The 25,465-nt window shown below is 70.5% G+C and carries 22 protein-coding genes and 1 pseudogene; 20 read left to right on the plus strand and 3 right to left on the minus strand.

What is annotated here, in order from left to right:
* Positions 1-231 precede the first annotated feature (231 nt).
* The 7 genes from pyrR to pyrF are packed head-to-tail and all read left to right on the plus strand — an operon-like array spanning position 232 to position 8,865.
* Positions 232-825: a bifunctional pyr operon transcriptional regulator/uracil phosphoribosyltransferase PyrR gene (gene pyrR, locus V1457_RS17250; protein WP_200069803.1), complete on the plus strand. Its 594-nt coding sequence runs from the start codon at positions 232-234 to the stop codon at positions 823-825.
* Entirely contained in the window at positions 825-1,757 is a 933-nt protein-coding gene (locus V1457_RS17255; RefSeq protein WP_295151168.1) for an aspartate carbamoyltransferase catalytic subunit, read from the plus strand. Before pyrR ends, V1457_RS17255 begins: the two co-directional genes overlap by 1 nt.
* Positions 1,754-3,052 (plus strand): dihydroorotase, encoded by a 1,299-nt coding sequence (locus V1457_RS17260; RefSeq protein ID WP_338595587.1) that lies wholly within the window; start codon positions 1,754-1,756, stop codon positions 3,050-3,052. The genes V1457_RS17255 and V1457_RS17260 overlap by 4 nt, the downstream gene beginning before the upstream one ends.
* Entirely contained in the window at positions 3,052-3,582 is a 531-nt protein-coding gene (locus V1457_RS17265) for a transporter (RefSeq protein WP_200069800.1), read from the plus strand. The genes V1457_RS17260 and V1457_RS17265 overlap by 1 nt, the downstream gene beginning before the upstream one ends.
* Positions 3,579-4,700: a glutamine-hydrolyzing carbamoyl-phosphate synthase small subunit gene (gene carA, locus V1457_RS17270; RefSeq protein ID WP_338595589.1), complete on the plus strand. Its 1,122-nt coding sequence runs from the start codon at positions 3,579-3,581 to the stop codon at positions 4,698-4,700. Before V1457_RS17265 ends, carA begins: the two co-directional genes overlap by 4 nt.
* Positions 4,700-8,023 carry a carbamoyl-phosphate synthase large subunit gene (carB, locus tag V1457_RS17275; RefSeq protein ID WP_338595591.1) on the plus strand — a complete coding sequence of 1,108 codons (3,324 nt, stop codon included), beginning with the start codon at positions 4,700-4,702 and terminating at the stop codon, positions 8,021-8,023. The genes carA and carB overlap by 1 nt, the downstream gene beginning before the upstream one ends.
* Positions 8,020-8,865 carry an orotidine-5'-phosphate decarboxylase gene (pyrF, locus tag V1457_RS17280; RefSeq protein ID WP_295147623.1) on the plus strand — a complete coding sequence of 282 codons (846 nt, stop codon included), beginning with the start codon at positions 8,020-8,022 and terminating at the stop codon, positions 8,863-8,865. Before carB ends, pyrF begins: the two co-directional genes overlap by 4 nt.
* A 79-nt stretch (positions 8,866-8,944) precedes the next feature.
* Here pyrF and V1457_RS17285 read toward each other — a convergent pair whose 3' ends face one another.
* Positions 8,945-9,151: a hypothetical protein gene (locus tag V1457_RS17285; RefSeq protein ID WP_200069796.1), complete on the minus strand. Its 207-nt coding sequence runs from the start codon at positions 9,149-9,151 to the stop codon at positions 8,945-8,947.
* Between the two features lie 150 nt (positions 9,152-9,301).
* Between V1457_RS17285 and V1457_RS17290 the strand changes: the two genes are divergently transcribed.
* From V1457_RS17290 to hisG, 11 genes and pseudogenes are all read left to right on the plus strand, one after another.
* The gene (locus V1457_RS17290; RefSeq protein ID WP_200069795.1) at positions 9,302-10,192 is read left to right on the plus strand and encodes a helix-turn-helix transcriptional regulator; all 891 of its coding nucleotides are present in this window, start codon (positions 9,302-9,304) and stop codon (positions 10,190-10,192) included.
* On the plus strand, positions 10,179-10,436 hold the full coding sequence (locus V1457_RS17295; protein ID WP_200069794.1) for a DUF397 domain-containing protein: 258 nt from the start codon (positions 10,179-10,181) through the stop codon (positions 10,434-10,436). The genes V1457_RS17290 and V1457_RS17295 overlap by 14 nt, the downstream gene beginning before the upstream one ends.
* A 478-nt stretch (positions 10,437-10,914) precedes the next feature.
* Entirely contained in the window at positions 10,915-12,348 is a 1,434-nt protein-coding gene (locus V1457_RS17300; RefSeq protein ID WP_407074696.1) for an amino acid permease, read from the plus strand.
* A 49-nt stretch (positions 12,349-12,397) separates the two neighbouring features.
* Positions 12,398-13,450, plus strand: coding sequence for a serine/threonine-protein kinase (locus V1457_RS17305; RefSeq protein WP_338595596.1), 1,053 nt, complete (start codon positions 12,398-12,400; stop codon positions 13,448-13,450).
* Positions 13,451-13,680: 230 nt separating this feature from the next.
* A complete protein-coding gene (locus V1457_RS17310) occupies positions 13,681-14,382 on the plus strand; it encodes a hypothetical protein (protein ID WP_338595598.1) in 702 nt (233 codons plus the stop codon).
* A gap of 128 nt (positions 14,383-14,510) precedes the next feature.
* On the plus strand, positions 14,511-14,711 hold the full coding sequence (locus V1457_RS17315) for a hypothetical protein (RefSeq protein WP_200069791.1): 201 nt from the start codon (positions 14,511-14,513) through the stop codon (positions 14,709-14,711).
* 495 nt (positions 14,712-15,206) lie between these two features.
* Positions 15,207-15,524 carry an integration host factor, actinobacterial type gene (mihF, locus tag V1457_RS17320; protein WP_184484996.1) on the plus strand — a complete coding sequence of 106 codons (318 nt, stop codon included), beginning with the start codon at positions 15,207-15,209 and terminating at the stop codon, positions 15,522-15,524.
* Positions 15,521-16,117: pseudogene (gene gmk, locus V1457_RS17325) on the plus strand (guanylate kinase); the annotation flags it as partial. The gene mihF and the pseudogene gmk, both read left to right, overlap by 4 nt.
* A 302-nt stretch (positions 16,118-16,419) precedes the next feature.
* A complete protein-coding gene (rpoZ, locus tag V1457_RS17330; RefSeq protein ID WP_200069789.1) occupies positions 16,420-16,713 on the plus strand; it encodes a DNA-directed RNA polymerase subunit omega in 294 nt (97 codons plus the stop codon).
* 17 nt (positions 16,714-16,730) lie between these two features.
* Positions 16,731-17,984, plus strand: a complete 1,254-nt coding sequence (gene coaBC / locus V1457_RS17335) for a bifunctional phosphopantothenoylcysteine decarboxylase/phosphopantothenate--cysteine ligase CoaBC (RefSeq protein ID WP_295146089.1) — start codon at positions 16,731-16,733, stop codon at positions 17,982-17,984.
* Between the two features lie 440 nt (positions 17,985-18,424).
* Entirely contained in the window at positions 18,425-19,288 is an 864-nt protein-coding gene (gene hisG / locus V1457_RS17340) for an ATP phosphoribosyltransferase (protein ID WP_200069788.1), read from the plus strand.
* Positions 19,289-19,523: 235 nt separating this feature from the next.
* Here hisG and V1457_RS17345 read toward each other — a convergent pair whose 3' ends face one another.
* Entirely contained in the window at positions 19,524-19,985 is a 462-nt protein-coding gene (locus tag V1457_RS17345) for a tRNA (cytidine(34)-2'-O)-methyltransferase (RefSeq protein WP_200069787.1), read from the minus strand.
* A 103-nt stretch (positions 19,986-20,088) separates the two neighbouring features.
* Between V1457_RS17345 and V1457_RS17350 the strand changes: the two genes are divergently transcribed.
* On the plus strand, positions 20,089-22,101 hold the full coding sequence (locus tag V1457_RS17350; protein WP_200069786.1) for a primosomal protein N': 2,013 nt from the start codon (positions 20,089-20,091) through the stop codon (positions 22,099-22,101).
* 283 nt (positions 22,102-22,384) lie between these two features.
* On the opposite strand, the gene V1457_RS17355 is transcribed toward V1457_RS17350, so the two are convergent.
* A complete protein-coding gene (locus V1457_RS17355; RefSeq protein ID WP_338595602.1) occupies positions 22,385-23,416 on the minus strand; it encodes a polysaccharide deacetylase family protein in 1,032 nt (343 codons plus the stop codon).
* Between the two features lie 158 nt (positions 23,417-23,574).
* On the opposite strand from V1457_RS17355, the gene V1457_RS17360 reads away from it, so the two are divergent.
* Positions 23,575-25,188 carry a putative glycoside hydrolase gene (locus V1457_RS17360; RefSeq protein ID WP_338595604.1) on the plus strand — a complete coding sequence of 538 codons (1,614 nt, stop codon included), beginning with the start codon at positions 23,575-23,577 and terminating at the stop codon, positions 25,186-25,188.
* Positions 25,189-25,465 lie beyond the last annotated feature (277 nt).

The following is a 25,465-nucleotide window of genomic DNA, read 5'->3' on the forward strand; positions in this document are numbered from 1 at the left end:
TCGCAAGTGTCACTAGGTCAAGTTGGTCTTCGTGTGGCGGCAGGGCGAGTACGCCCACACCACCCGGACGATTGACCCCGGGACGCTGATAGCGTACAAGCCGAGCACGGCGTGCACTCGGTGGACGCGCCGATGTTCCCACCAAGGGCCGGATACTCGATCACCGCGTCCGGAGTGGATCGAACCATCCTTTAAGGACCCGTCCAGTGAGGCGGGGAAGGAGGCACGCCCGTGGCGTCACGCCGGCAGGCGGGCGCGGCGGATCCGGCGGGGCAGCGGGAGCTGCTCTCGGCCGGTGACGTAGCGCGCACGGTAGCCCGCATCGCTCATCAGATCATCGAGAAGACCGCGTTGGACACCGCGGGCAGCACCGACGTGGTTCTGCTGGGCGTGCCCACTCGTGGCGCGCCGCTGGCGCGGCGGTTGTCCGCACGGATCGCCGAGTTCAGCGGGGCGACCGTGGAAACCGGCACGCTGGACATCACGCTCTACCGCGATGACCTGCGCAAACGGCCGAATCGGCCACTGGAACCGAGCAGCCTGCCCGCTGCGGGCATCGATGGCGCGCAGGTCGTGCTCGTCGACGACGTGCTGTTCTCCGGCCGCACCGTGCGGGCCGCGCTCGACGCCCTGCGCGATCAGGGACGGCCGCGCGCGGTGCAGCTCGCGGTGCTGGTCGACCGCGGGCATCGGGAGTTGCCGATCCGCGCGGACTACGTCGGCAAGAACGTGCCGACCTCCCGCAGCGAGGAGGTCGCGGTCCGGCTCTCCGAGGTCGACGACGTCGACTCGGTGGTGCTGCGGCGCAGCGAGGAGGTGCGGTGATGCGGCACCTGCTGACGACCGAGGGCCTGGACCCGCAGACCGCGACGACGATCCTGGACACCGCGGACACGCTCAAGCAGACCTTGCTGGGCCGCGAGGTGCGCAAGTTGCCGACGCTGCGCGGGCGCACCGTGATGACGATGTTCTACGAGAACTCCACGCGCACGCGGGTGTCGTTCGAGGTCGCGGGCAAGTGGATGAGCGCCGACGTGATCAACGTGTCGGCCTCGGCCTCGTCGGTGGGCAAGGGCGAGTCGTTGCGCGACACCGCGCTGACGCTCTCTGCCGCGGGCGCGGACTGCGTGATCGTGCGGCACCCGGCTTCCGGGGCGGCGCACCGGCTCGCGGGCTGGCTCGACGAAGCGGGCACGCAGATCGTCAACGCCGGCGACGGGATGCACGAGCACCCGACCCAGGCCCTGCTGGACGCCGCGACGCTGCGGGAGCGGCTGGGTGAGCTGGCGGGGCGCCGGATCGCCGTGGTCGGCGACCTGCTGCACAGCCGGGTCGCGCGCTCGAACGTGCACTTGCTGCGCACCTTGGGCGCGCAGGTGGTGCTGGTGGCGCCGCCGACGCTGGTGCCGCACGGGATCGAGCACTGGGGCGCCGAGGTCCGCCACGAGCTCGACCCGGAACTTCCCGGGCTGGACGCGGTGATGCTGCTGCGGGTGCAGGCCGAGCGGATGCACGGCGGGTTCTTCCCGTCGGCGCGGGAGTACTCGATCGCCTACGGCCTGAACGAGAAGCGGCTGGCGAAGCTGCCGGAGCACGCCGTGGTGCTGCACCCCGGCCCGATGCTGCGCGGCATGGAGATCGCCCCGGCGGTCGCGGATTCACCGCGGGCGGCCATCACCGAGCAGGTCCGCAACGGGGTGCACGTGCGCATGGCGGTGCTCTACCACCTGCTGGCCGGAGAGGAGATCGCGGCATGAGCCGGGTGCTGATCAAGGAAACCCGCCCCTACGGCGAGGGCGAGCCGGTGGACGTGCTCGTCGACGGCGAGCGCATCGCCGAGATCGGCGCGGACCTGACCGCCGATGCCGACGAGGTGGTGCGCGCCGGTGGAGCCGTGCTGCTGCCGGGCTTCGTGGACCTGCACACGCATCTGCGCGAACCGGGCCGGGAGGACGCCGAGACCGTCGAGACCGGCTCCGCAGCGGCCGCCCTGGGCGGCTACACGGCGGTTTTCGCGATGGCCAACACCGACCCGGTCGCGGACAACGCGGTGATCGTGGAGCACGTCCGGCGCCGCGGCGACGAGATCGGCCTGGTCGACGTGCACCCGGTGGGCGCGGTGACGCAGGGGCTGGCCGGTGAGCAGCTGGCCGAGCTGGGCGCGATGGCGCGTTCGGACGCCGAGGTGCGGGTGTTCTCCGACGACGGCAAGTGCGTGCACGACCCGCTGGTGATGCGCCGCGCGCTGGAGTACACGAAGGCGCTGGGCGCGGTGGTGGCCCAGCACGCCGAGGAGCCGCGGCTCACCGTGGGCGCGCAGGCGCACGAGGGCGCGAACGCGGCGCGGCTGGGCCTGTCCGGTTGGCCCGCGACGGCCGAGGAGTCGATCGTCGCCCGGGACTGCCTGCTGGCCGGGCACACCGGCGGCGCGTTGCACGTCTGCCACGTCTCGACCGCGGGCACCGCGGAGATCCTGCGCTGGTGGAAGTCCCGCGGCGCGGCCGGGCGGGTTTCCGCGGAGGTCACTCCGCACCACCTGCTGCTCACCGACGACCTGCTGGCCACCTACGATCCGGTCAACAAGGTGAACCCGCCGCTGCGCACCGACGACGACGTGCGCGCGCTGCGCGAGGCGCTGGCCGAGGGAACGGTCGACTGCGTGGCCACCGACCACGCCCCGCACGCCGCGCAGGACAAGGATTGCGAGTGGTCGGCCGCGCGGCCGGGGATGCTCGGGCTGCAGACGGCGCTGGGCGTGCTGGTGCGCACGATGGTCGAGCCGGGCGCGCTGGATTGGCGCGGTGTGGCGCGGGTGCTCAGCGAGCGGCCCGCCGAGATCGCCGGGCTGGCCGAGCAGGGCAGACCGATCGAGGTGGGCGAGCAGGCGAACCTGGCGCTGGTGGCCGAGCAGGACCGCTGGACGGTGCGCGGTGCGGAGCTGGCCAGCGCCGCGGCGAACACTCCGTTCGAAGGCATGGAGTTGCCGGGCCGGGTGCTGGCGACGGTGTTGCGCGGCAAGGTGACCGCGCTCGAGGGCAAGGTGAGGCGCTGATGGCGCGGACGTTGTGGGTGCTGGTGCTGCTGTTGCTGGTGGCGCTGGTCTTCTACGGGATGCGCCGGGGATGGGTGAACCGGGCGCGGCGGCAGGCGGACCTGCCGGAGTTCCCCGCGGTTCCCGCCGATCTGGCGGACGAATCGGAGATCCGGGAGTCCATCAGCGGTTTCTACGTGGGCAGCACGAGAGCCGAGGATTGGCAGGACCGGATCGCCGTCGGCGACATCGGTCACCGCGCGAACGCCGTCGCGAGCTTGCGCGGCTCCGGCGTGCTCCTGGAGCGCGACGGCGCGAGTCCGATGTGGATCCCCGCGGAGTCGGTCGTGGACGCCCGGGTGGATCACAAGCTGGCGAACAAGGTCGTGCCGGGCAAGGGAATGCTGGTGTTCACCTGGCGACTGGGGGACCAGGCGATCGACACCGGTTTCCGCGCGGACGACGAGTCCACTCAGGACGAGTGGGCGAAGGCGGTGCGGGCACTGGCGCCTGCCGCAGGACGTGACGACAACCCGGAAGGACTCACATGAGCGCGCACACTCCGGCGGCCCTGGTGCTCGAGGACGGGCGGATCTTCCGCGGTACCGCCTACGGCAGCGAAGGCCGCACGTTGGGCGAGGCGGTGTTCTCCACCGGCATGACCGGGTATCAGGAGACGCTGACCGACCCCTCCTACCACCGCCAGATCGTGGTGCAGACCGCGCCGCAGATCGGCAACACCGGCTGGAACGACGAGGACGACGAATCGCAGCGGATCTGGGTCGCCGGTTACGCGGTGCGGGATCCCGCCCGGAACCCGTCGAACTGGCGCTCCCGCCGTTCGCTGGACGACGAGCTGACGAGGCAGGGCATCGTCGGCATCGCGGGCCTAGACACCCGCACGGTGACCCGGCACCTGCGCGAGCGCGGGGCGATGCGGGCCGGGATCTTCTCCGGTGCGGGCCTGCGCCCGGACGAGGAGCTGGTGGAGCAGGTCGCCTCGTCCGCGCCGATGTCCGGTGCGGACCTGGCCGGTGACGTGACCACGGGCAAGTCCTACGTGGTGCCCGCGCAGGGCGAGAAGCGGTTCACCGTCGCGGCGCTGGACTTGGGCATCAAGTCGAACACGCCGCGGATGATGTCTCAGCGCGGCATCGAGGTGCACGTGCTGCCGCTGTCCTCCACTGTGGACGATCTGCTGGCGGTCGAACCGGACGGCGTGTTCCTGTCCAACGGCCCCGGCGACCCGGCCACCGCCGAGCACGGCGTGGAACTCACCCGCGAAGTGCTGGGCCGCAAGATTCCGCTGTTCGGCATCTGCTTCGGCAACCAGCTCTTGGGCCGCGCGTTGGGCCGCGGGACCTTCAAGATGCGCTACGGCCACCGCGGGATCAACATCCCGGTGATCGATGTGGACACCGGCAAGGTCGCGATCACCGCGCAGAACCACGGTTTCGCCGTCGAGGGCGAGGCGGACGAGCGGTTCGGCACCGACTTCGGCACCGCCAAGATCAGCCACTACTGCCCGAACGACGGCACCGTCGAGGGCCTGCGGCTGCTCGACGGCCCCGCGTTCAGCGTCCAGTACCACCCGGAGGCCGCGGCCGGACCGCACGACGCCGCGCCCCTGTTCGACCAGTTCACGAGCATGATGAGCGAGGCCCGCTGATGTCCAAGCGCACTGATATCCGGCACGTGATGGTGATCGGGTCGGGGCCGATCGTGATCGGGCAGGCGTGCGAGTTCGACTACTCCGGGACGCAGGCTTGCCGGGTGCTGCGTGAGGAGGGGCTGCGGGTCAGCCTGGTCAACTCCAACCCGGCGACGATCATGACCGACCCGGAGTTCGCGGACGCGACCTACGTGGAGCCGATCACCCCGGAGTTCGTGGAGAAGGTGATCGAGGCCGAGCGGCCGGACGCGCTGCTGGCGACCCTCGGCGGGCAGACCGCGTTGAACACCGCGATGGCGCTGGATGCGCGCGGGGTGTTGAAGAAGTACGGCGTGGAGCTGATCGGCGCGGACATCGAGGCGATCGAGCGCGGTGAGGACCGGCAGCGGTTCAAGGACATCGTGCGCTCGGTCGGCGGTGAGGTGCCGGAATCCAAGGTGTGCAAGTCGATGGACGAGATCCGCGACTTCGTCGCCGAGCACAGCCTGCCGGTGGTGATCCGGCCGAGCTTCACCATGGGCGGGCTCGGTTCGGGCATGGCGCACACCCACGAGGACCTGGAGCGGATGGCATCGTTCGGGCTGACGGAGTCGCCCGTGCACGAGGTCCTGATCGAGGAGAGCGTGCTCGGCTGGAAGGAGTACGAGCTCGAGCTGATGCGCGACCACGCGGACAACGTGGTGGTCGTGTGCTCCATCGAGAACGTCGATCCGATGGGCGTGCACACCGGGGATTCGGTGACGGTCGCCCCGGCGATGACGCTGACCGACCGGGAATACCAGCACATGCGCAACGTCGGCATCGACGTGCTGCGCGAGGTCGGGGTGGACACCGGCGGCTGCAACATCCAGTTCGCGATCCACCCGCGCACCGGGCGGATGGTGGTCATCGAGATGAACCCGCGGGTGTCGCGGTCCTCGGCGCTGGCGTCGAAGGCCACCGGTTTCCCGATCGCGAAGATCGCGGCGAAGCTGGCGATCGGCTACTCGCTCGACGAGATCCGCAACGACATCACCGGCGAGACCCCGGCGAGCTTCGAGCCCACTTTGGACTACGTGGTGGTCAAGGTGCCGCGGTTCGCGTTCGAGAAGTTCCCGGGTGCGGACCCGGCGCTGACCACGACGATGAAGAGCGTCGGCGAGGCGATGTCGCTGGGCCGCAGTTTCCCGGAGGCGCTGGGCAAGGCGCTGCGGTCGATGGAGACCGCGCGGGTCGGGTTCTGGACCAAGCCGGACCCGGACGGCGCCACGCTGGAGTCCACTCTGGACGAGCTGCGCACCGGGCACGACGGCCGGTTGTACACGGTGGAGCGCGCGCTGCGGCTGGGTGCGAGCGTGCAGCAGGTGCACGACGCTTCCGCGATCGACCCGTGGTTCATCGACCAGATCGCCGCGCTGGTGGAATTGCGCACCGCGCTGGTGGATTCGCCGGTGGTGGACAGCGATCTGCTCCGGGAAGCCAAGCGTTCCGGGCTCTCGGACCGGCAGATCGCCGCGCTGCGGCCGGAATTGGTCGGTGAGGACGGGGTGCGCGCGCTGCGGCACCGCCTCGGGGTGCGCCCGGTCTACAAGACCGTCGACACCTGCGCGGCCGAGTTCGCCGCCCGCACGCCGTACCACTACTCGGCCTACGAGCTGGATCCCGGCGCCGAGTCGGAGGTCGAGCAGCAGCGCGCGAAGCCGAAGGTGATCATCCTCGGCTCCGGTCCGAACCGGATCGGGCAGGGCATCGAGTTCGACTACTCCTGCGTGCACGCGGCGATGGCGTTGCGCGAGGCCGGGTTCGAGACCGTGATGGTCAACTGCAACCCGGAGACGGTCTCCACCGACTACGACACCGCGGACCGGCTCTACTTCGAGCCGCTGACGTTCGAGGACGTGCTGGAGGTCGTCTACTCCGAGCAGGCTTCCGGAGAGGTCGCGGGCGTGATCGTGCAGCTGGGCGGGCAGACTCCGCTGGGCCTGGCGCAGCGGCTTTCCGATGCGGGCGTGCCGATCGTGGGCACGCCGCCGGAGGCGATCCACCTGGCCGAGGAGCGCGGCGCGTTCGGCGACGTGCTGGGCAAGGCCGGGCTGCCCGCGCCGAAGTACGGCATGGCCACCTCGTTCGACGCCGCGCGGCGGATCGCCGACGAGATCGGCTACCCGGTGCTGGTTCGTCCGTCCTACGTGCTCGGCGGCCGCGGGATGGAGATCGTCTACGACGAGACCTCGCTGGAGAACTACATCGCCCGGGCCACCGAGGTCACTCCGGAACACCCGGTGCTGGTGGACAACTTCCTCGACGACGCCATCGAGATCGATGTGGACGCGCTGTGCGACGGCGACGAGGTCTACCTGGGCGGCGTGATGGAGCACATCGAGGAGGCCGGTATCCACTCCGGCGACTCGGCGTGCGCGCTGCCGCCGATCACGTTGGGACGTCAGGACATCGAGAAGGTGCGGGAGTCCACGAAGGCCCTCGCGCACGGCATCGGGGTGCGCGGCCTGCTGAACGTGCAGTACGCGCTCAAGGACGACGTGCTCTACGTGCTGGAGGCCAACCCGCGCGCTTCGCGGACGGTGCCGTTCGTGTCCAAGGCGACCGCGGCGCCGCTGGCCAAGGCCGCATCGCGGATCATGCTCGGCGCCACCATCGCCGGACTGCGCACCGAAGGGGTTCTGCCGCCGGTCGGCGACGGCGGGGACTTGCCGATCGACGCGCCGGTGGCGGTCAAGGAAGCTGTGCTGCCGTTCCACCGGTTCCGCACTCCCGAAGGCCACGGCGTGGATTCCTTGCTGGGCCCGGAGATGAAGTCGACCGGTGAGGTCATGGGCATCGACGTCTCCTTCGGGCAGGCGTTCGCGAAGTCCCAGACCGGTGCCTACGGGTCGCTGCCGATGTCCGGCACCGCGTTCGTGTCGGTGGCCAACAAGGACAAGCGCTCGATGGTGTTCCCCGTCAAGCGGCTGGCCGACCTCGGGTTCCAGATCCTGGCCACCAGCGGGACCGCGGAAGTGCTGCGCCGCAACGGGATCGAGGTCCAGAACGTGCGCAAGCACAACGAGGCCACTGTGGACGGCGACCGGGACGTGATCGACCTGATCCGCTCCGGCGAGGTGGACATGGTGGTGAACACCCCGTACGGCAACCCCGGTCCGCGAGTCGACGGCTACGAAATCCGGACCGCCGCGGTGTCGCGCGACATCCCGTGCATCACTACGGTGCAGGGCGCGGCCGCCGCGGTGCAGGGCATCGAAGCGAGCATTCGGGGCAGCATCGGCGTGCGGCCGTTGCAGGCGTTGCAGGCGGCTCTGCGCCAAGGTGGTGAAGCTCGATGACGACCGTCCGGGCAGGTTTCGGGCAGCGGCTGACGGATTCCATCGCCGCGCGCGGTGCGTTGTGCGTGGGCATCGACCCGCACCCGGCGCTGCTGAATTCGTGGGGCCTGGACGAGAGTCCGGGGGCGTTGGAGCGGTTCGCGATGACCGCGGTGGAGGCGCTGGCCGGTGAGGTCGCGGTGTTGAAACCGCAGGCGGCGTTCTTCGAGATCTACGGCTCGGCGGGCATGGCCGTGCTGGAGAAGGTCGTCGCGCACGCCCGCGATGCCGGTGCGCTGGTGCTGCTGGACGTCAAGCGCGGCGACATCGGGACCACGATGACGGCCTACGCGAACGCTTATCTGGACGAGCACTCGCCGCTGGCCGCGGACGCGATGACCGTCTCGCCGTACCTCGGTTTCGGTTCGCTGGCACCGGCTTTCGGCATCGCGGAGCAGACCGGGCGCGGCGTGTTCGTGCTGAGCCGGACGTCCAATCCGGAGGGTGCCGGTTTGCAGCGCTCCACCGGCGAGGACGGCCGGTCGGTCGGTCAGTCCATTGTGGATGCCGCGGCGGAGAACAACGCGGGGTCCGAGCCGTACGGTTACGTCGGAGTCGTCGCCGGTGCCACGATCCGCCCCGGCGAGCTGGACTTCTCCCGCCTCAACGGCCCGATCCTCGCTCCGGGACTGGGCGCGCAGGGCGCGACCGTCCAAAGTTTGCGCTCGACGTTCGGCTCAGCCCTGCCGTCGGTCCTGCCCGCCACGTCCCGCGACGTCCTGCGCCACGGCCCCGCCGTCAACGACCTCCGCACGGCGTCCCGCCGAGTCCGCGACGAACTGACCCACCTGCTCGACTCCTGAAGCGCGTTCTCCAGGAGTGAACGGACCGTTCGACCAATCTATTGGGACGAACGGTCCGTTCGCTCGTGTTCGGGTGGGGTCAGGGGGAGCAGAGGACGTCGACGATGGTTTCGGCGTCGTTCTGGAAGGTCAGGTCCAGGAAGTAGAGCTTGTCGGCGATGTCCGAGAGCTGGTTCTGGGTGACGACCAGTTCGGTTTCGCCCTGGGTGAGGGTGATTCTGCGCGGGTGGAGTTCGATCGTGATCGCCGCGGCCGGATCGTCGGCGGGGGTCTGCCAGGTTGCCACTCGTGCCTCCCGAAAGCCGGTTTTCGTTGGTGTGCCGCACTTTCCGGAGTTCCCGCGGCGGCACGCAACGCTCCTTTCGAGTGATCTCCCTAGCTTGCCAAGCTGGGAACTCGTGAAGCTGTCCCCGGAGATCGAGGAAAAGGGGGCAGCATGGGTGAGAGCAACGCGATTCCGGTCCGGACTCGCCGCGTCGCCAGCAGGATCCGGCAGCTGCGGGAACGCAGCGGACTCAGCGCCCAGGAAGTTTCGCAGGCGCTCGGGCTCTCGATGAGCAAGATCAGCCGGATGGAGTCCGGTCACCGCGGGCTCAACGCCGATGACGTGGCCGCGATGTTGGGACTTTACCGCGTGCCCACCGGCGAGCGGGCGGAAGTCCTGGATCTGGTGCGGCACGGCGGTGACCGCAACTGGTGGAGCGTCCGGCCGGGCGATGTGGAGTCGCTTGCGAGCGCCTGGGACACGATCAAAACCTTCGAGCGCGAGGCCATCTCGTTGAGCAGCTACGAGACGATGTTCGTGCCGGGCTTGCTGCAAACTCCGGATTATGCGGCAGCTTTGGCGGAGGCGATGTCCGCTCTTCAGCCGGGTGCCGATCTGGACGCGCTGGTGGAGCAGCGGGTTGAACGGCAGACGCTGCTGCTGAGTTCGCGGCAATTCGAGTTCTTGATCGAGAGGACGGTGCTGGAACGCCCGGTCGGCGATGCCGAGGTGATGTATCACCAGCTCAGGCGAGTCGCTGCGGTCGCGGCTCGGCCGAACGTCAACCTGCAAGTCCTGGAACTCGGTGTCGGTGCGCACGCTGGTCTGGACGGGCCGTTCTCCCGTCTGGAGTTCGCTGAGCACGCCGACCTCGTGCTGTGCGAGAACATCGGATCCTCGTCATATGTCGAAGAGGCCAATATCGTTGCTGATGCGGCGGAAGTTTTGCGCCAATTGCGCAAGATTGCGCTAGGGCCGGATGAGTCGGCCGAGGCCGTCAAACACACCGCCGACCGGTGGTATCAGCAGCATGTGGTAGGAGGAAACCTTGCAGCCGAATGACTCGCAATGGCGAAAGAGCAGTTACAGCAGTGGCACCCGCACCTGCGTCGAGGTGGCTCATCCCGGGTGGCAAAAGAGCAGCTATAGCAAGGCCGACCGCACCTGCGTCGAGATCGCCCCCATCGACCACTCCGTCGCCGCCCGCGACTCCAAGGACCCCGACGGCGGCTACCTGCTCGTCAGCCCCTCGGCGTGGTCGTCGTTCCTGGGCGGCATCCGGGGCGGCCGGTTCGAGCGCTCGTAACGTTCCGGCGGCGGCACTGCTTCGCCGGATGAATTCTCGTTTCCGGGAGATTTCCGGGGGCGTCCGGAATCGGACGCAGTGCCTGGTTCCGCGGCGCCTCCGGATTCCCGCTCGGCGATAGGGAAATCCCGCACCGAGGGTGCTGATCGTGCGGTGACCTGCGGGCTCGGTGGCGATCCGGGCATTGGACCACACCTGATCTGCGAGTTTTACTACTTTGCGCAGCTGATCCGCTGCGCATTTCGGGCGATCCACAGTGGATCTTGACAGCGGAGCGTGTGCGCAGCACCATTCCGTTCCGTGCGCCGGACGCGGTGGCGTCGGCGACCTTCGTACGTGCAAGCGCCCTGGCGCAGCGGCGACTCCGCGCATATCGGCGAACAGCCTGCTATGCCCGGAATCGACCGGTGAGTCCCAGGGTGCCGGGCTACAACCGCGCAGCGACGCGCGGGCAGAACAGACGGGAATTCCGGACATAGTGAGCGAATCGACTCTCCAGGCGAACGAGCCCGGTGGTGAACGACCGGCCGACGCCGGCGACGCCGGATACCGCAAATCGCTGAAGGCCCGGCACATCAACATGATCGCGATCGGCGGCGCGATGGGAACCGGGCTGTTCCTCGGCGCAGGTGGGCGGCTCGCGCAGGCCGGGCCCGCGTTGGCGCTGGCCTACGCGGTGTGCGGGGTGTTCGCGTTCTTCGTGGTGCGCTCGCTCGGCGAACTGATCCTGTACCGGCCGTCGTCGGGCGCCTTCGTGTCCTATTCGCGGGAGTTCATGGGCGAGAAGGGCGCCTACACCGCCGGGTGGATGCACTTCCTGAACTGGTCGACCACCGGCATCGCCGACATCACCGCCATCGCGCTCTACGCGCACTACTGGGCGCTGTTCACCCCGGTGCCGCAGTGGGTGCTCGCGCTGATCGCGCTGGCGATCGTGCTCGCGCTGAACATGGTCTCGGTGAAGCTGTTCGGCGAGATGGAGTTCTGGTTCGCCATCATCAAGGTCGGCGCGCTGATCGTGTTCATGCTGGTCGGCATCTACCTCGTCGTCACCGGCCACCCGATCGCCGGGCACGAGGCCGGGCCGTCGCTGATCACCGATACCGGCGGGTTCTTCCCCGCCGGTGTGCTGCCGGTGGTGCTGATCATGCAGGGCGTGGTGTTCGCCTACGCCTCCGTCGAGCTGGTCGGCGTCGCGGCGGGGGAGACCGAGACCCCCGAGAAGATCATGCCGAAGGCGATCAACTCGATCATGTGGCGGATCGGGATCTTCTACGTCGGCTCGGTGCTGCTGCTGTCGATGCTGCTGCCCTGGACGTCCTACAAGGACGGTGAGAGCCCGTTCGTCACGGTGCTGTCCAGCCTCGGCGTGCCCGGTGCCAGCGACGTGATGAACCTGGTGGTGCTCACCGCGGCGATGTCCAGCCTCAACTCGGGGCTGTACTCCACCGGCCGCACGCTGCGGTCGATGTCGCTGGCCGGGTCGGCGCCGAAGTTCACCGGGCGGATGAACCGCAACCAGGTGCCCTACGGCGGCATCCTGCTCACCTCGGCGGTCTGCGTGGTCGGCGTCGGGCTCAACGCCGTGGTGCCGGAGGAAGCCTTCGAGATCGTGCTGAACTTCGCCTCCATCGGCATCCTCGGCACCTGGGCGATGATCGTGCTCAGCCACCTGTTGTTCGTGCGCAAGGCCGATCGGGGCGAGGTGCGGCGGCCGCACTACCGGCTGCCGCTCTCGCCGTACGTGCAGATCGCGACGCTGGCGTTCTTCGCCGCGATCGTCGTGCTGATGGCCTTCGACGACATCGGCCGGATCACCGTGCTCGCGCTGCCGGTGCTGCTGGTCGCATTCGTCGTCGGGTGGTTCTGCGTGCGCGGGCGCATCGACACGTCCGCCATGGACAACGAGTGATCCACCGATTGGGTTAAGGTCGCGGTGCTTCGCGGACACCGGAGGACCGATGACTGACGCACCACCGCTGCTGGCCGGGCGGTACCGGCTGGGCCGACGGCTCGGCCGCGGCGGCATGTCCGAGGTCTACCGGGCGCTGGACACCGAGCTGGAACGCCCGGTCGCGGTGAAGGTGTTCCGGCCCAACGCCGACGAGTCGGCCCGGCAGCGGTTCGCCGACGAAGCGCGGCTGCTGGCCCGGCTCGACCATCCCGGCCTGGTCACCGTGCACGACGCGGGGTCCGAGGACGAAGAGCCGTACCTGGTCATGCAGCTCGTCGACGGGCGTCCGCTGACGGAACTGCTGCAGTCCGGTGCGCTGGCGCCGGACCAGATCGCCGAGCTGGGCCGCAGGCTCGCGTGGGTGCTGGATTACGTGCACCGCAACGGGATCGTGCACCGGGACGTGAAACCGGCGAACGTGCTGATCACCGCTGACGAGCAGGTGTTCCTGGCGGACTTCGGCATCTCCCGGCTCGCCGACGCGGTCGGGCGGATGACCGACACCGGGATCGTCATGGGCTCCGCGCACTACATGGCGCCGGAGCAGGTGCGCGACGAGGAAGTGGGCTATTCGGCCGACATCTACGCGCTCGCGCTCGTGCTGCTGGAATGCGTCAGCGGGGAGCCGGAGTACGAAGGCACCAAGGCCGAAGCCGCGGTCGCGCGGCTGACCCGGCCGCCGCGCATTCCCGACCATCTGCCGGAGCCGCTGGCCGGGACGCTGCGGGCGATGACGGCCGACGACCCGGACGCGCGGCCCTCCGCCGCCCAGTGCGTGCGGCTGCTGTCCGGGGAGGCCGTGCCTGCGCCACCGGCTGCGGAGGCCGAGGCGCAGGAGAACACCGAAGTGGCGGCGGAGCCCGGACGACCGGGCCGCCGCCGCATCGTCCGCGCCGCGGTGGGCGCGATGGTCGCGGTGGCGGTGTTGGTCGGTGCGTTCCTGCTGCTGCCCTCCGAGCCGCCACCCGAGGTTCCCGCGCTGTCGCCGCCCTCGGGGCCTGCGGGAGTGCAGCGGTTGGACGCTGACCTGGACGAACTGAGCGAACTGGTCGGCGAGTAGGCGGCAGCGCGGCGCAACGCCGACGAGAGGTGTCCGGGCCTTCGCGTGATCGTGAGTTACCGTTCCCGCGCCGTTCGGCCCCCGTGACAACCGCGAACAGCGGGTGAGGAGCAGTCGCAGTGGATGGCGAATGGTCGCGCGCAGCGCTCCGGCGGCTCCTCCGGCCGGGCGGGCGGCCGGGCCTGCCGCGAGACCCGGGCAAGTTCCGGGACGAGGGAAAGTACCGGACCGTGGGCAAGCTGCACAGCGCGGCCGAGCCGAGCAGCTCGGTCGAGCCGGGCAGGACGGCCAAGCCGGGCAACGGGGGCAAGCCGGGCAACGGGGGCAAGCCAGGCAACGGGGCCAAGCCGAGCAACCAGGGCAAGCTGCGGGATGCAGCGCCGGGCGCTGCGGCGATGCTGGCCATCGCGCTGCTCACCTCGTGCGGCGGCTCCCGGCCGATCATCGCGCCGGAGGTGCGGGCCCGGCTGGCCGACGACGTGACCGCGGTGCGCACGGCCGCGCTGCGGCACGACCGGGCTGCCTCCGAAGCCGCGCTGGCCACTTTGAACCGCGACATCGCGGCGGCGCAGGCCCGCGGTGACCTGGACGCGGACTACGCGCGCAACATCCTCGGCGCCGCCGATCGGGTCGCCGCGGACGTGGCCACGCTGGACTATCCGGGGCCGCCGCGTCCGGTCACGGTCACGGTGCCTACTCCCGTGCCGCCCCCGCCCGTGCCTCCGCCTGCCCCGCTCCCGCCTGCCCCGCTGCCACCGCCGGCTTCTCCGTCGCAGGTCACGATCGTGCAGACCCCTCCGCCCGCGCCGCCGGGGGAGCTGCCAGCACCGGCCAATACGCGCGCGAAAACCGGGCCTCCGGTGAACCCGAACGGCAACAGCGACACCAACAGCGATGGGCAGGGCGAAAACGCTCAGGGCGGCGAGGGCTGATTCGCGGCCAGGTCCGAGGATCCCCCGCAATGAAGGGGTTTCACCGGCCGGTTGTTGCGCTAACGTTTCCGGTACTGGGAGTGAACGACCGCCTACGTCAAGTGGCGCAGTACTGGTGAGGAGCGCGCATGAACGCCGAACTGGGGGCAACGCGGAACGGGCCGAGCACCGGCGATGAGGGACCGGCCGCGGTCGAGGCGGACGCGCCCGGCCGCGGCGACCCGGTGGAGGTCGGCCGGGTGGAGCCCGGGCGACCGTCCGCGGAGCCGGACGAGGACGAGGTCTACAGCCTCAAGGGCGATCACGGGTTCTTCGACGCCGAGCAGTGAGCCGCGCGGGCGCGCGGGAGGGATCAGCTGCGGGCCCGGCGAGTCCGGTCGCTCGGCACATGGGTGATTCCTCCTGGTCACGTGGGGCCCGCGGCGCGCTCAACGATGATCATTTCATCGTGCCCGGCGGGGTCGGCCGCCGGGCGCGATGGCGGGCGCGCCGTGCTCGCGCGCCGCGCTGATCGGCTTCCGCTGGACGGGCGTCGTGGCGTCCGTGTGACCTGCGGCGACGACGCCGGTGTCGCTCAACCGCCCGGAAATCGGACAGATCGGAAGAGTTTTCTGCGAGGTTAGTGCACTTCAGCGCCATTGTTGGTAGTAGTTGCACCGGCCCTAGTGCCCGTGCACCCCTCGTACGGGCCGCCCGATGGGTCAGGCGGCGGAATCTTCCCCGGAATCCCCGTCTCGCAAGCCGGACCCGCGTGGAACCCGGTGTGCGAGGGTCGGTACCGTCGCCGCACCGATCAAGAGAAACCCCACATCACGGAGGACATGGTGGCCCTTCCCCAGCTGACCGAGGAGCAGCGGGCAGCAGCATTGGAAAAGGCGGCTGCCGCCCGTCGCGCCCGAGCAGAGCTCAAGGAGCGCCTCAAGCGCGGTGGAACCAGCCTGGCCGAGGTACTGGACACCGCCGACAACGACGAGGTCCTGGGCAAGATGAAGGTCTCCGCGCTGCTTGAGGCCCTTCCCGGCGTGGGCAAGGTCCGCGCGCAGCAGATCATGGAGCGGCTGGAGATCGCGAACAGCCGCCGGCTCCGCGGGCTGGGTGAGCGGCAGCGCAAGGCGCTGCTCACCGAGTTCGCCGCCGAGTGAGCGACGCCGCATCCGGTGTCGAGCCGGGTCCGGTCCGCCCGTCCGGACCGGCCCGGCTCACCGTCGTTTCGGGTCCTTCCGGCGTCGGCAAGTCCAGCGTGCTCGACGAGCTGCGCAGGCAGGCGCCCGAGGTGTACTTCAGCGTCTCGGTGACCACCCGGCGCCCGCGCGAGGGCGAGGTCGACGGGGTGCACTACCACTTCGTCCGGCCCACCGAGTTCGAGCGGATGGTCGCCGACGGCGAGATGCTGGAGCACGCCCGCTACGCGGGCAACCGCTACGGCACGCCGCGCAACCCCGTCGAACGGGCGTTGGCCACCGGCCGCGACGCGGTGCTGGAGATCGAGCTGCAAGGCGCCCGCCAGGTGCGGCGTTCCATGCCGGAAGCCCAGCTGGTCATGCTGCTCCCGCCGTCCTGGGAGGCGCTGGTGCAGCGGTTGACCGGGCGCGGCACCGAAGATCCCGAGGTGGTGCGCGCCCGGCTGGAGACCGCGCGGCAGGAGCTGGCCGCCGAGCCGGAGTTCGACGCGACCGTGGTCAACGCCGACGTCCGGGCCGCGACCAGCGAATTGGTACGATTGGTGACCGGTCGCGGAGCCGGTGGGGCCGATCCGGATCCCGGTAGGGGCGCCGGAGGCCCAGCAGTCGGTGACACAGCAGTCGGCGGCCCAGCAGTCGGCGGCCCAGCAGTCGAAGGGCCGGACGGCGGTGGTCGGCAAGCGGGAGCTTCGCCGGGCGCCGAGGACACCGAACGGTTCGCCTAGGCCGCTGCGCCGGGGCGCCGGGGTCGCAGCACCGACCGCGACCACCGGCTCGCCGGACCCGACCGCCCCGGACCAGCGGCCCTGATCAACGGACCGGGGCACGAAACCCACACAGCAGCAGGAGCCACCACGTGACCACGCCGAATTCGCTCGCCGCCCTCAACACCCAGTCCCAGCCGTCCTCGGCGGAGGGCATCACCAACCCGCCGATCGACGACCTGCTCGAGCAGGTCAGCTCGAAGTACGCGCTGGCGATCTACTCGGCCAAGCGCGCCCGGCAGATCAACGACTACTACGCCCAGCTCGGCGAGGGCCTGCTGGAGTACGTGGGTCCGCTGGTGGAGCCGGGCCCGCGGGAGAAGCCGCTGTCGATCGCGCTGCGCGAGATCCACGCCGGCGTCCTCGAGCACACCGAAGGCGAGTGAACCTCCGGTAGGTAGCTGTGGCACAGCAAGCGCAGCGCCCGCGGGTCGTGCTCGGGGTCAGCGGCGGCATCGCGGCCTACAAGGCGTGCGAGGTGCTGCGCGGCCTCACCGAGTCCGGGCACGACGTGCGGGTGGCGCCCACCGAGGCGGCGTTGAACTTCGTGGGTGCCGCGACGTTCGAGGCGCTGTCCGGGCATCCGGTGCGCACCGGCGTGTTCACCGATGTCGACCAGGTGCCGCACGTGCGGCTGGGGCAGGAGGCCGACCTGGTCGTGGTCGCGCCCGCCACCGCGGATCTGCTCGCCCGCGCCGCGCACGGGATGGCCGACGACCTGCTGACCTCGACGTTGCTGACCGCGCGCTGCCCGGTGCTGATGGTCCCTGCGATGCACACCGAGATGTGGGAGCACCCGGCGACGCAGCACAACGTCGAGCTGCTGCGCAGCCGCGGCGTGGTGGTCGCGGAACCGGCCAGCGGCAGGCTCACCGGCGCCGACACCGGCAAGGGGCGGTTGCCCGACCCGGTCGAGATCGTCGATCTGGCGCGGTTGCTGCTGACCTCGGCCACGGCGTTGCCGCGGGACCTGGAAGGGCGGCGCGTCGTGGTCACCGCCGGGGGCACGCGGGAGCCGCTGGACCCGGTGCGCTACCTCGGCAACCGGTCGTCCGGGCGGCAGGGTTACGCGCTGGCCCGCGTCGCCGCGCACCGGGGCGCGCAGGTCACGTTGATCTCGGCGCACACCGCGGATCTCGTCGAGCCCGCAGGCGTGCGGGTGGTGCAGGTCGGCACCGCCGAGGAGCTGCGGGATTCGGTGCTGGCGGAATCCGAGGGCGCGGACGCGGTGGTGATGGCGGCCGCGGTCGCCGACTTCCGGCCGATCGACCTCGCGCAGCACAAGATCAAGAAGGCGGATGCGGACCCGGCGCCGGTGAAGCTGACCCGCAACCCGGACATCCTCGCCGAGCTGGTCGCGGCGCGTCGCACCGGTGGTTCCACGGTCGGCCTGGTGGTCGGATTCGCGGCCGAGACCGGGGATCCGGACACCACGGTGCTCGATCACGGCAGGCGCAAGCTGGACCGCAAGGGCTGCGATCTGCTGGTGGTGAACGCGGTCGGGGACGGCAAGGCGTTCGAGGTGGAGGACAACGCGGGCTGGTTGTTGTCCACCGACGGCACCGAGACGCCGATTCCGCACGGGGCCAAGTCGCTGCTTTCGGCGACCTTGTGGGACGCGGTCAGCCGCAGGCTCGCTTCCGGCGCGGAAGCCTGAGCCGCGGGCTCACTTTCGAAGGTGATCGCTGCTGACGGGGCGCGTTAGCAGCGCCCCGCGTGGCCTTCAGCGCGCGGGAACCACCGGGAAGATGTGCGCACCTTCCACGATTCCGAGATCTCCGACCAGTCGTAGTAGGACGTGGGGATCGGTGCTCGGCGTCGGGTCCGCCTTGTCACGGCGAACCATCGAAGCCTGCCGCAACGACATGCTCCCGGACACGCCGGTGCGTGTCGCCGGGCACGTGGCGAAGTCGGTGCGCGGGGCGGTGTGCCACCATTCCGGGTGGTCGCAAACAACCAGGAAGAGGAGGCTTCGTCGCGATGTGCGGTGGTCAGCGCCATAGCGGGTTCCGCTCGCCGCACCAGGCGGGTGGAACGCTCCGCCATCCCGGCTGAGCCGGGAACCCACCAGCCCACCGAATCGACGAAGGATCATCCATGCTCCGGGTCGCCGTGCCCAACAAGGGATCGCTGAACGGTCCCGCCGTCCAACTGCTCTCCGACGCCGGTTACCGCGTGCACCGCGACAACAAGGCGCTGTTCGCCACCGACGCGGCCAACGACGTGCAGTTCGTCTTCCTGCGTCCCACCGACATCGCGCGCACCGTCGGAACGGGAGTGCTCGACGTCGGCATCACCGGCCAGGACCTGCTGCGCGCCGCCGGGACCGACACCACGACCCAGGAACTGCTGCCGCTGGACTTCGGGGTGTCGCGGTTCTACTTCGCCGCACCCGCGGGCCGGCTCGACGATCTGAAGGACCTCGACGGCAAGCGGGTGGCGACCTCGTTCGGCGCGCTGGTGACCGCGGCCGCGGCCGATCTCGGCATCGACGTGCAGGTGATCGAGCTCGACGGCGCGGTGGAGACCGCGGTCGACCTCGGCCTGGCCGACGCCATCGCGGACGTGGTGGAGACCGGCGCGTCGCTGCGCGAGGCAGGGCTGGAAACCGTGGGCGAGCCGATCCTGCGTTCCGAGGCGGTGCTGGTGCGCGGCACCCGCGACCCGTTGTCGGCCGACAGCGAGCAGGCCGTCGAGGTGCTGATCCAGCGGCTGCGCGGCGTTCTCATCGCGCGGCAGTACGTGATGATGGACTACAACTGCCCCACCGAGACGCTGGAAGCCGCCCGCAAGATCACTCCGGGCATGGAGTCGCCGACGGTTTCGCCGCTGGACGAGCACGGCTGGGTGGCGGTGCGGGTGATGGTGCCGCGCAGGCGCGCGCAGTCGATCATGGATCAGCTTTGGGCGGCCGGGGCGCGGGCGATCCTGGTGACTCCGCTCGAGGCCTGCCGCCTCTGACCGACCGCCGACACGCGCACCCGCCGCCCGATCCGGGCCGACTTCCCGGAGTGAGCGGACCGTTGGTTCGACTAGATTGGTCGAACGGTCCGTTCACTCCTGGTGGTCCCGCGTGGTCCAGCACTGGCCGACACACCCGCGGATCGCTAGATCCGGGCCGACTTCTCGGAGTGAGCGGACCGTTGGTCCGGCTAGATTGGTCGAACGGTCCGTTCACTCGTGGTGAAAAGCGGGGTCAGGGCATTGCGAAGTTCTGCTGGCGCCATGCCTCGTAGACGGCGACGGCGGCCGAGTTGGCCAGGTTCATCGAGCGGATGCCGGGCAGCATCGGGATCCGCACCCTGGCGGTGATCCGCTCCGAGTCCAGCACCTCCGGCGGCAGACCGGTCGACTCGCGGCCGAACAGCAGCACGTCGCCGGGGAAGTAGGAGACCTGCTCGAACGAGGTCTCCGCGGAGGACGTGAACGCCACGATCCGTTTTGGCGCGAGATCGCGCAGCAGCGCCTCCCAGTCGTCGTGCACGTGCAGCGCAGCGCGGTCGCGGTAGTCCAGCCCGGCCCGGCGCAGCTTCGCGTCCGCCACGCTGAACCCCAGCGGCCGGACCAGGTGCAGCGCGCACCCGGAACCGGCGACCATCCGGACCGCGTTGCCCGTGTTGCCGGGGATCTCGGGGTGGTGGAAGACGACTTGGAACACCGGGGTCCTTCCCGCCGCGGACTCGTTGCAGGAGGCATCGTAATGATCCCGCAGGCCCGGGCGGACCGTCCGGGCGTCGGTGCGCTCTGGTAGAGAAAAGGGCATGGCCCCGCGGACGACGAGCGACGCCGCGCGCACGGCTGCCGCGACGTCTCCGGTGGCCAGCGTGCTGGTGGAGGTCGCGCTGCCGGTGCACCTGGACCGCACCTTCGATTACCTCGTCCCGGAGCGGCTGGACGGCGAGGCCGTGCCCGGCTGCCGGGTGCGGGTGTCGTTCCGCAACAAGCTCGTCGACGGATTCCTGCTGGAGCGCAAGGAAACCTCCGAGTTCACCGGCTCGCTGCGCTGGCTGGAGCGGGTGACCTCCTCGGAGGTCGTGCTACCGCCCGGGCTGCTGGAGCTGTGCCGGGCGGTGGCCGCCCGCTACGGCGGGATGCTCGCCGACGTGGTGCGGCTGGCGGTGCCGCCGCGGCACGCGCGCGCCGAGAAGCAGGTGCTCGAACCCGCGGCGACGCCGCCACGGCCGCCGAGCGAACCCTGGTCCCGGTACCAGTGGGGTCCGTCGTTGCTGGACGCCGTGCATGCGGGCAGACCGGCCCGCGCGGTGTGGCAGGCGCTGCCCGGTGAGCAGTGGACCGACCGGCTCGCCGAGGCCGCCGCGACCGCCGCCTCCGCCGGGCGCGGCGCGCTGATCGTGGTCCCGGACTTCCGCGACGTCGAGCGGCTGCACGCCGCCTGCGCGAAGTTGCTGGGCGAGTCCGGGGTCGTCGCGCTCACCGGCGATCTCGGCCGGGAGAAGCGCTACAAGCGGTGGCTGGCGGTGCTGCGCGGCGCGGTTCGGGTCGTCGTCGGCACCCGGGCTGCGATGTTCGCGCCGGTGCACGACCTCGGGCTCGCCGTGGTTTGGGACGACGGCGATGCGATGCACAGCTACCAGCTCTCGCCGTATCCGCACGCGCGCGACGTGCTCACGCATCGCGCGCACGCGGCCGGAGCCGGTGTGCTCGTCGGGGGTTTCGCGCGCACCGCGGAGGCAGCGCTGCTGGTCGAGTCCGGTTGGGCGCAGGAGGTCGTCGCGCACCGCGATCAGGTTCGCCGGTCCGCGCCGCGGGTGACCGCGATCGGGGAGGACGACCGGCAGCTCGCCCGCGACCCGGCGGCGCACGCGGCCCGGTTGCCGTCGGTGGCGTTCGAGGCCGCGCGGGGAGCGTTGAAGCAGGGCGCTCCGGTGTTGGTGCAGGTGCCGCGTCGCGGCTACGTGCCCGCGCTGGCCTGCGGGGATTGCCGGGAGCGGGCGCGGTGCCGGCGCTGCGCGGGTCCGCTGGGGCTGCCGGGCGGCACCGTGGAAGGCGCACCCCGGCCCGCGGCGTGCAGGTGGTGCGGGGCGGCGGAAGCGGCTTTCCGGTGCGGTTCGTGCGGATCCCGGAAGTTGCGGGCGATCGCGGTCGGCTCCGGGCGCACCGCCGAAGAACTCGGTCGGGCGTTCAGCAACGTCACCGTCCGCACCTCGGACGGCTCCGAGATGCTGGAGAAGGTTCCGGCGAAGCCCGCGCTGGTGGTGAGCACGCCGGGCGCCGAGCCGGTCGCCGAAGGCGGCTACGGCGCCGCGCTGCTGCTGGACGGGCGAACCCTGTTGTCCCGCCCGGAACTTCGCGCGGCTGAGGAGACGTTGCGGCTGTGGTTCGCCGCGGCCGCGCTGGTGCGCCCCGGCGAGGACGGCGGCCGGGTGGTCGTCATGGCGGACTCCTCGCTGCAACCGGTGCAGGCGCTGGTGCGCTGGGACCCTTCCTGGCACGCGGCGCTGGAGCTGGCCGGGCGCGCCGAACTCGGCTTCCCGCCCGCGATGCGGGTGGCCGCGGTGGACGGCACTCCGGACGCGGTCGCCGACCTGCTCGATCACTTGGAACTGCCCGAAAGCGGGGAAATCCTCGGTCCGGTGCCGCTGGGCGAGGTGGACGAGGACGGCGGCTCCGAACGCGAACGCGCCCTGGTGCGGGTGGCTCGCACCGAGGGGCGCGCGCTGGCGAGTGCCGTGTACCAGGCGCAGTCGGTGCGCGAGACCAAGCGCGCCGCCGACAGCGTCCGGGTCCGCGTCGACCCGCTCGAACTGCTCTGAGCGCGCGACGTGCGCCCGCCGGCTCCGACCGGCCGCCGGTTCGCCTTCCTGGCGTGCGCCCACTTCCGGCCGACACGCCCGCACATCGCTCAACCCGTCCTACATCGAGCGAGATGAACGGACCGTTGGCCCGGTCTATTCGGTCCAACGGTCCGTTCGCTCGGTGAAACCGGCCCGGCCCGGGCGATGTGCGGGTGTGTCGGCCTAGCGCAGGGCGTGCGCGGATCGCCGCCTGTCTTCGGCTCAGGCGCTGTCCGTTCAACTCCGGGAAGTGCCGGGGCGATCAGTAGCGGTAGAGGTTCGGCAGGTTCGGTGCCGGGGCGGTGTCGGCCGCGGCCGGGGCGGAGATCCGGTTCGGATCGCCGTCGGAGGTGTAGCGGCGTTCGGGCTGGGCGGCGAGCTTGTCCAGCCACTGCGTCGAGCCGTACTCGGCCTCGTCGCCGGTGGCCGCCTGCGAGCGGATCCGCGGGATGCTGGTGCGGTCGAAGTCGGCGTCGAACGGCGACGGCGCCGGGTTGGACCCGACCAGGAACACCGCGTCGTGGTGGTAGCTGACTCCGTCCGCGGTGCCGTCGGTGGCCAGCGGCTCGTCGTCGGGATGCATTCCCAGCGGCAGCGCCAGCGACCGCACCGGCACGTCCGGCAGCGCTTCGCCGATCATCCGCTGCATCCCGGCGATCTGGTGCTGCGCCTCGGCCGAGTCGACCTTGCCCAGGTTGGGGTGTTCGAGGGTGTGGTTGCCGACCTCGAAGCCGTGCTCGTGCAGCCAGGGCAGCGTGCGCTTGCCGCCGGGGTCCTCGAACGGCGGGTCGAAGACGAAGAACGTCGCGGTGGGCCGGAACTCCGGATGCTCGGCGGCGGTGTCGAGCATGATCCGCACGGCGGTGTCCGGCGCCGGCTGCCCAGCACTGTCCAATGTGAACTGCCCGGTGGATCCGTCGTCGAAGGTGAGCAGCACCGGGTGCCGTCCGGCGGGCACGTCGATCCGCCCGGTGGCGTACTCGCTCGCGGTGATCGGGGTGTAGCCCTCGTCGCTGAGTCGTTCCAGTTCCGCGCGGAACTCCTGCGGTGTGCGGTCGTAGACGCTGCTCGGATCGGGCGTGATCCGGTGGTACATCAGCACCGGCACTTCGCCGAGTTCGTTGGCATGAACCGATTCCGGAGCGGGCGGCGGAGGCGGCGCCGGTGGCGCGGCGGGCGGTGGCTTGGCGGTGGCTTGGTCGGCTGATCTCGCGGGAGCACTGCACGCGGCACCGGACACGGCGAGCAACGAGACCGCCGCGGCGATGCAGGTGCGTTCGATCACACTCAACATCGGCTCGCACATTAGTGGAGAAACTGCCCGATGTGGATACTCCAAGTGATTAATTGATCTTTCGAACGCTACCTGGAAGGGTGGCGCGCGCCATACAGCCGACAACGTAACGTGACGTTGGGTTGTCCGGATTCGCCGAAGTCGGGGAGGCGAAAGCTGTGACCGAACCTGTCTCCGAAGGCCCCGCCGGGGCCGGAAAAGTCAGCCGTACCAACCGGATTCCGCAGTGGGCGCTGGTGGGAGCCGCCGTCGTCGTGCTGCTCGTGGCGGCGTACCTGCTGCTCCGCTTTCTGTCCACAGAGGACGTAGAAGTGGACGGCCTGCCGGAGCACCCGGTGACTCCCGCCGCCGCTGCCGATGGATCCATTCAGATCCGCACTGAAAACCCCGGTGTGGCCCAAGTGCTGCTCGACGGCCGCCATGTGGGTGTCCAGCAGCAGCCCGGAAAACTCGCCGTGCACGCCCAATCTCCGCCGGACGGGGTGCACCGGCTGGAGGTCATCACGCCGCGCTCGGTGTCCTGGCTCGGCTCCACCAGCACCACGCGGGAGTTCACAGTGGACAGTGAGCCGCCGCAGCTGGCGGTGGAGGACTCGCTGCGCCCGGAGCGGCTCGGCGAACCGGTGACCGTGCGCGGCAAGGCCGCGGGCGCGGCGCAGGTCACCGTTGCGGGCAAACCGGTCGTGCCGCGCCCGGACGGCTCGTTCTCCGCCGTGGTCGACCGGCCGGACCGCGAAGTGCAGGTCGTGGCCACCGACGACGCGGGCAACCGCGCCGCGAAGACGATGACGGTGCACATCAAGCATCCCGGGATGCGCGCGGTGCACATGACCGGGCTCGCCTGGACCAGCGGCAAGCTGCGCGAACCCGTGCTGGAGATGGCGCGGCAAGGCCGCATCGACACCGTCGAACTCGACATCAAGGACGAGAGCGGCGAAATCCCGTACGACTCGAAGCTGCCCGAGGCGAACCGGATCGGCGCGGTGAAGAACTACTACAGCGCCCGCGAGGCGATCGACCAGCTGCACGGCATGGGCGTGCGCGTCGTCGGGCGCCTGGTCGCGTTCAAGGACCCGGTGCTGGGCGAGGCGTCCTGGCGCGAAGGACACCCGGAGCGGGTCGTGCAGACCTCCGACGGGCAGCCGTGGACCGGCGGGTACGGCGGCTACGCGTTCACCAACTTCGCCGATCCCGCGGTGCGCCAGTACAACATCGACGTCGCCGCGGAGGCCGCGGAGCTGGGCTTCGACGACGTGCTCTACGACTACGTGCGCAGGCCCGACGGCGGTATCGAGAAGATGCGCTTCGCCGGGCTGAACACCACGCCGGAAGCCGGGATCGCGGAGTTCCTGCGCCAGAGCCAGACCGCGGTGCGCTCGCGGGGCGCGCTGCTGGGTGCCTCGGTGTTCGGCATCTCGGTGGACCGGCCCACGCAGATCGCCCAGGACATCCCGCAGATGGCGAAGTTCGTGGACTACATCGCGCCGATGGTCTACCCGTCGCACTGGGGGCCGGGCGAGTTCGGGGTGGCCGAACCGAACTCCGCGCCCTACGACATCGTGCGGCGTTCGCTGGCGAAGTTCTCCGAGGCGGTGGCCGGTACCGACGTGCAGATCATCCCGTGGTTGCAGGACTTCAGCCTCGGGGCGGAGTACGGGCCCGCCGAGGTCGGCGCGCAGATCGACGCGGCGCGGGACGGCGGAATGCCGTCCTACCTGCTGTGGGCGCCGAACTGCCGGTACCACGGGGACGCGCTGGTCCCGCAGGGCTGAGCGGGCGGCCGCGCCGGGCGAGTGGTCCGGCGCGGCCCGCACGTCGGTCGCGGGCGGTGCGTGCGGAGTCCGCAGGAACAGGGTGTTCGCTTCCCGGAAGCGCGCTTCGTCCAGTGCGCGCACAGCAGCGCCGAGATTGCCGAGAATCTTCGATTTTGTCCATTGGGCTGAACGATCACCGGCAATTGCCCTCGTGGTGGCTACTCCGCCGGGCGGTTTCAGGCGAAGCCGATCTCAGTCCGCAAACGGTTCGCCCGTTCGTGTTGTCCGGCGCATC

The organism is Saccharopolyspora sp. SCSIO 74807, assembly GCF_037023755.1.
GTDB classification, from domain to species: domain Bacteria; phylum Actinomycetota; class Actinomycetes; order Mycobacteriales; family Pseudonocardiaceae; genus Saccharopolyspora_C; species Saccharopolyspora_C galaxeae.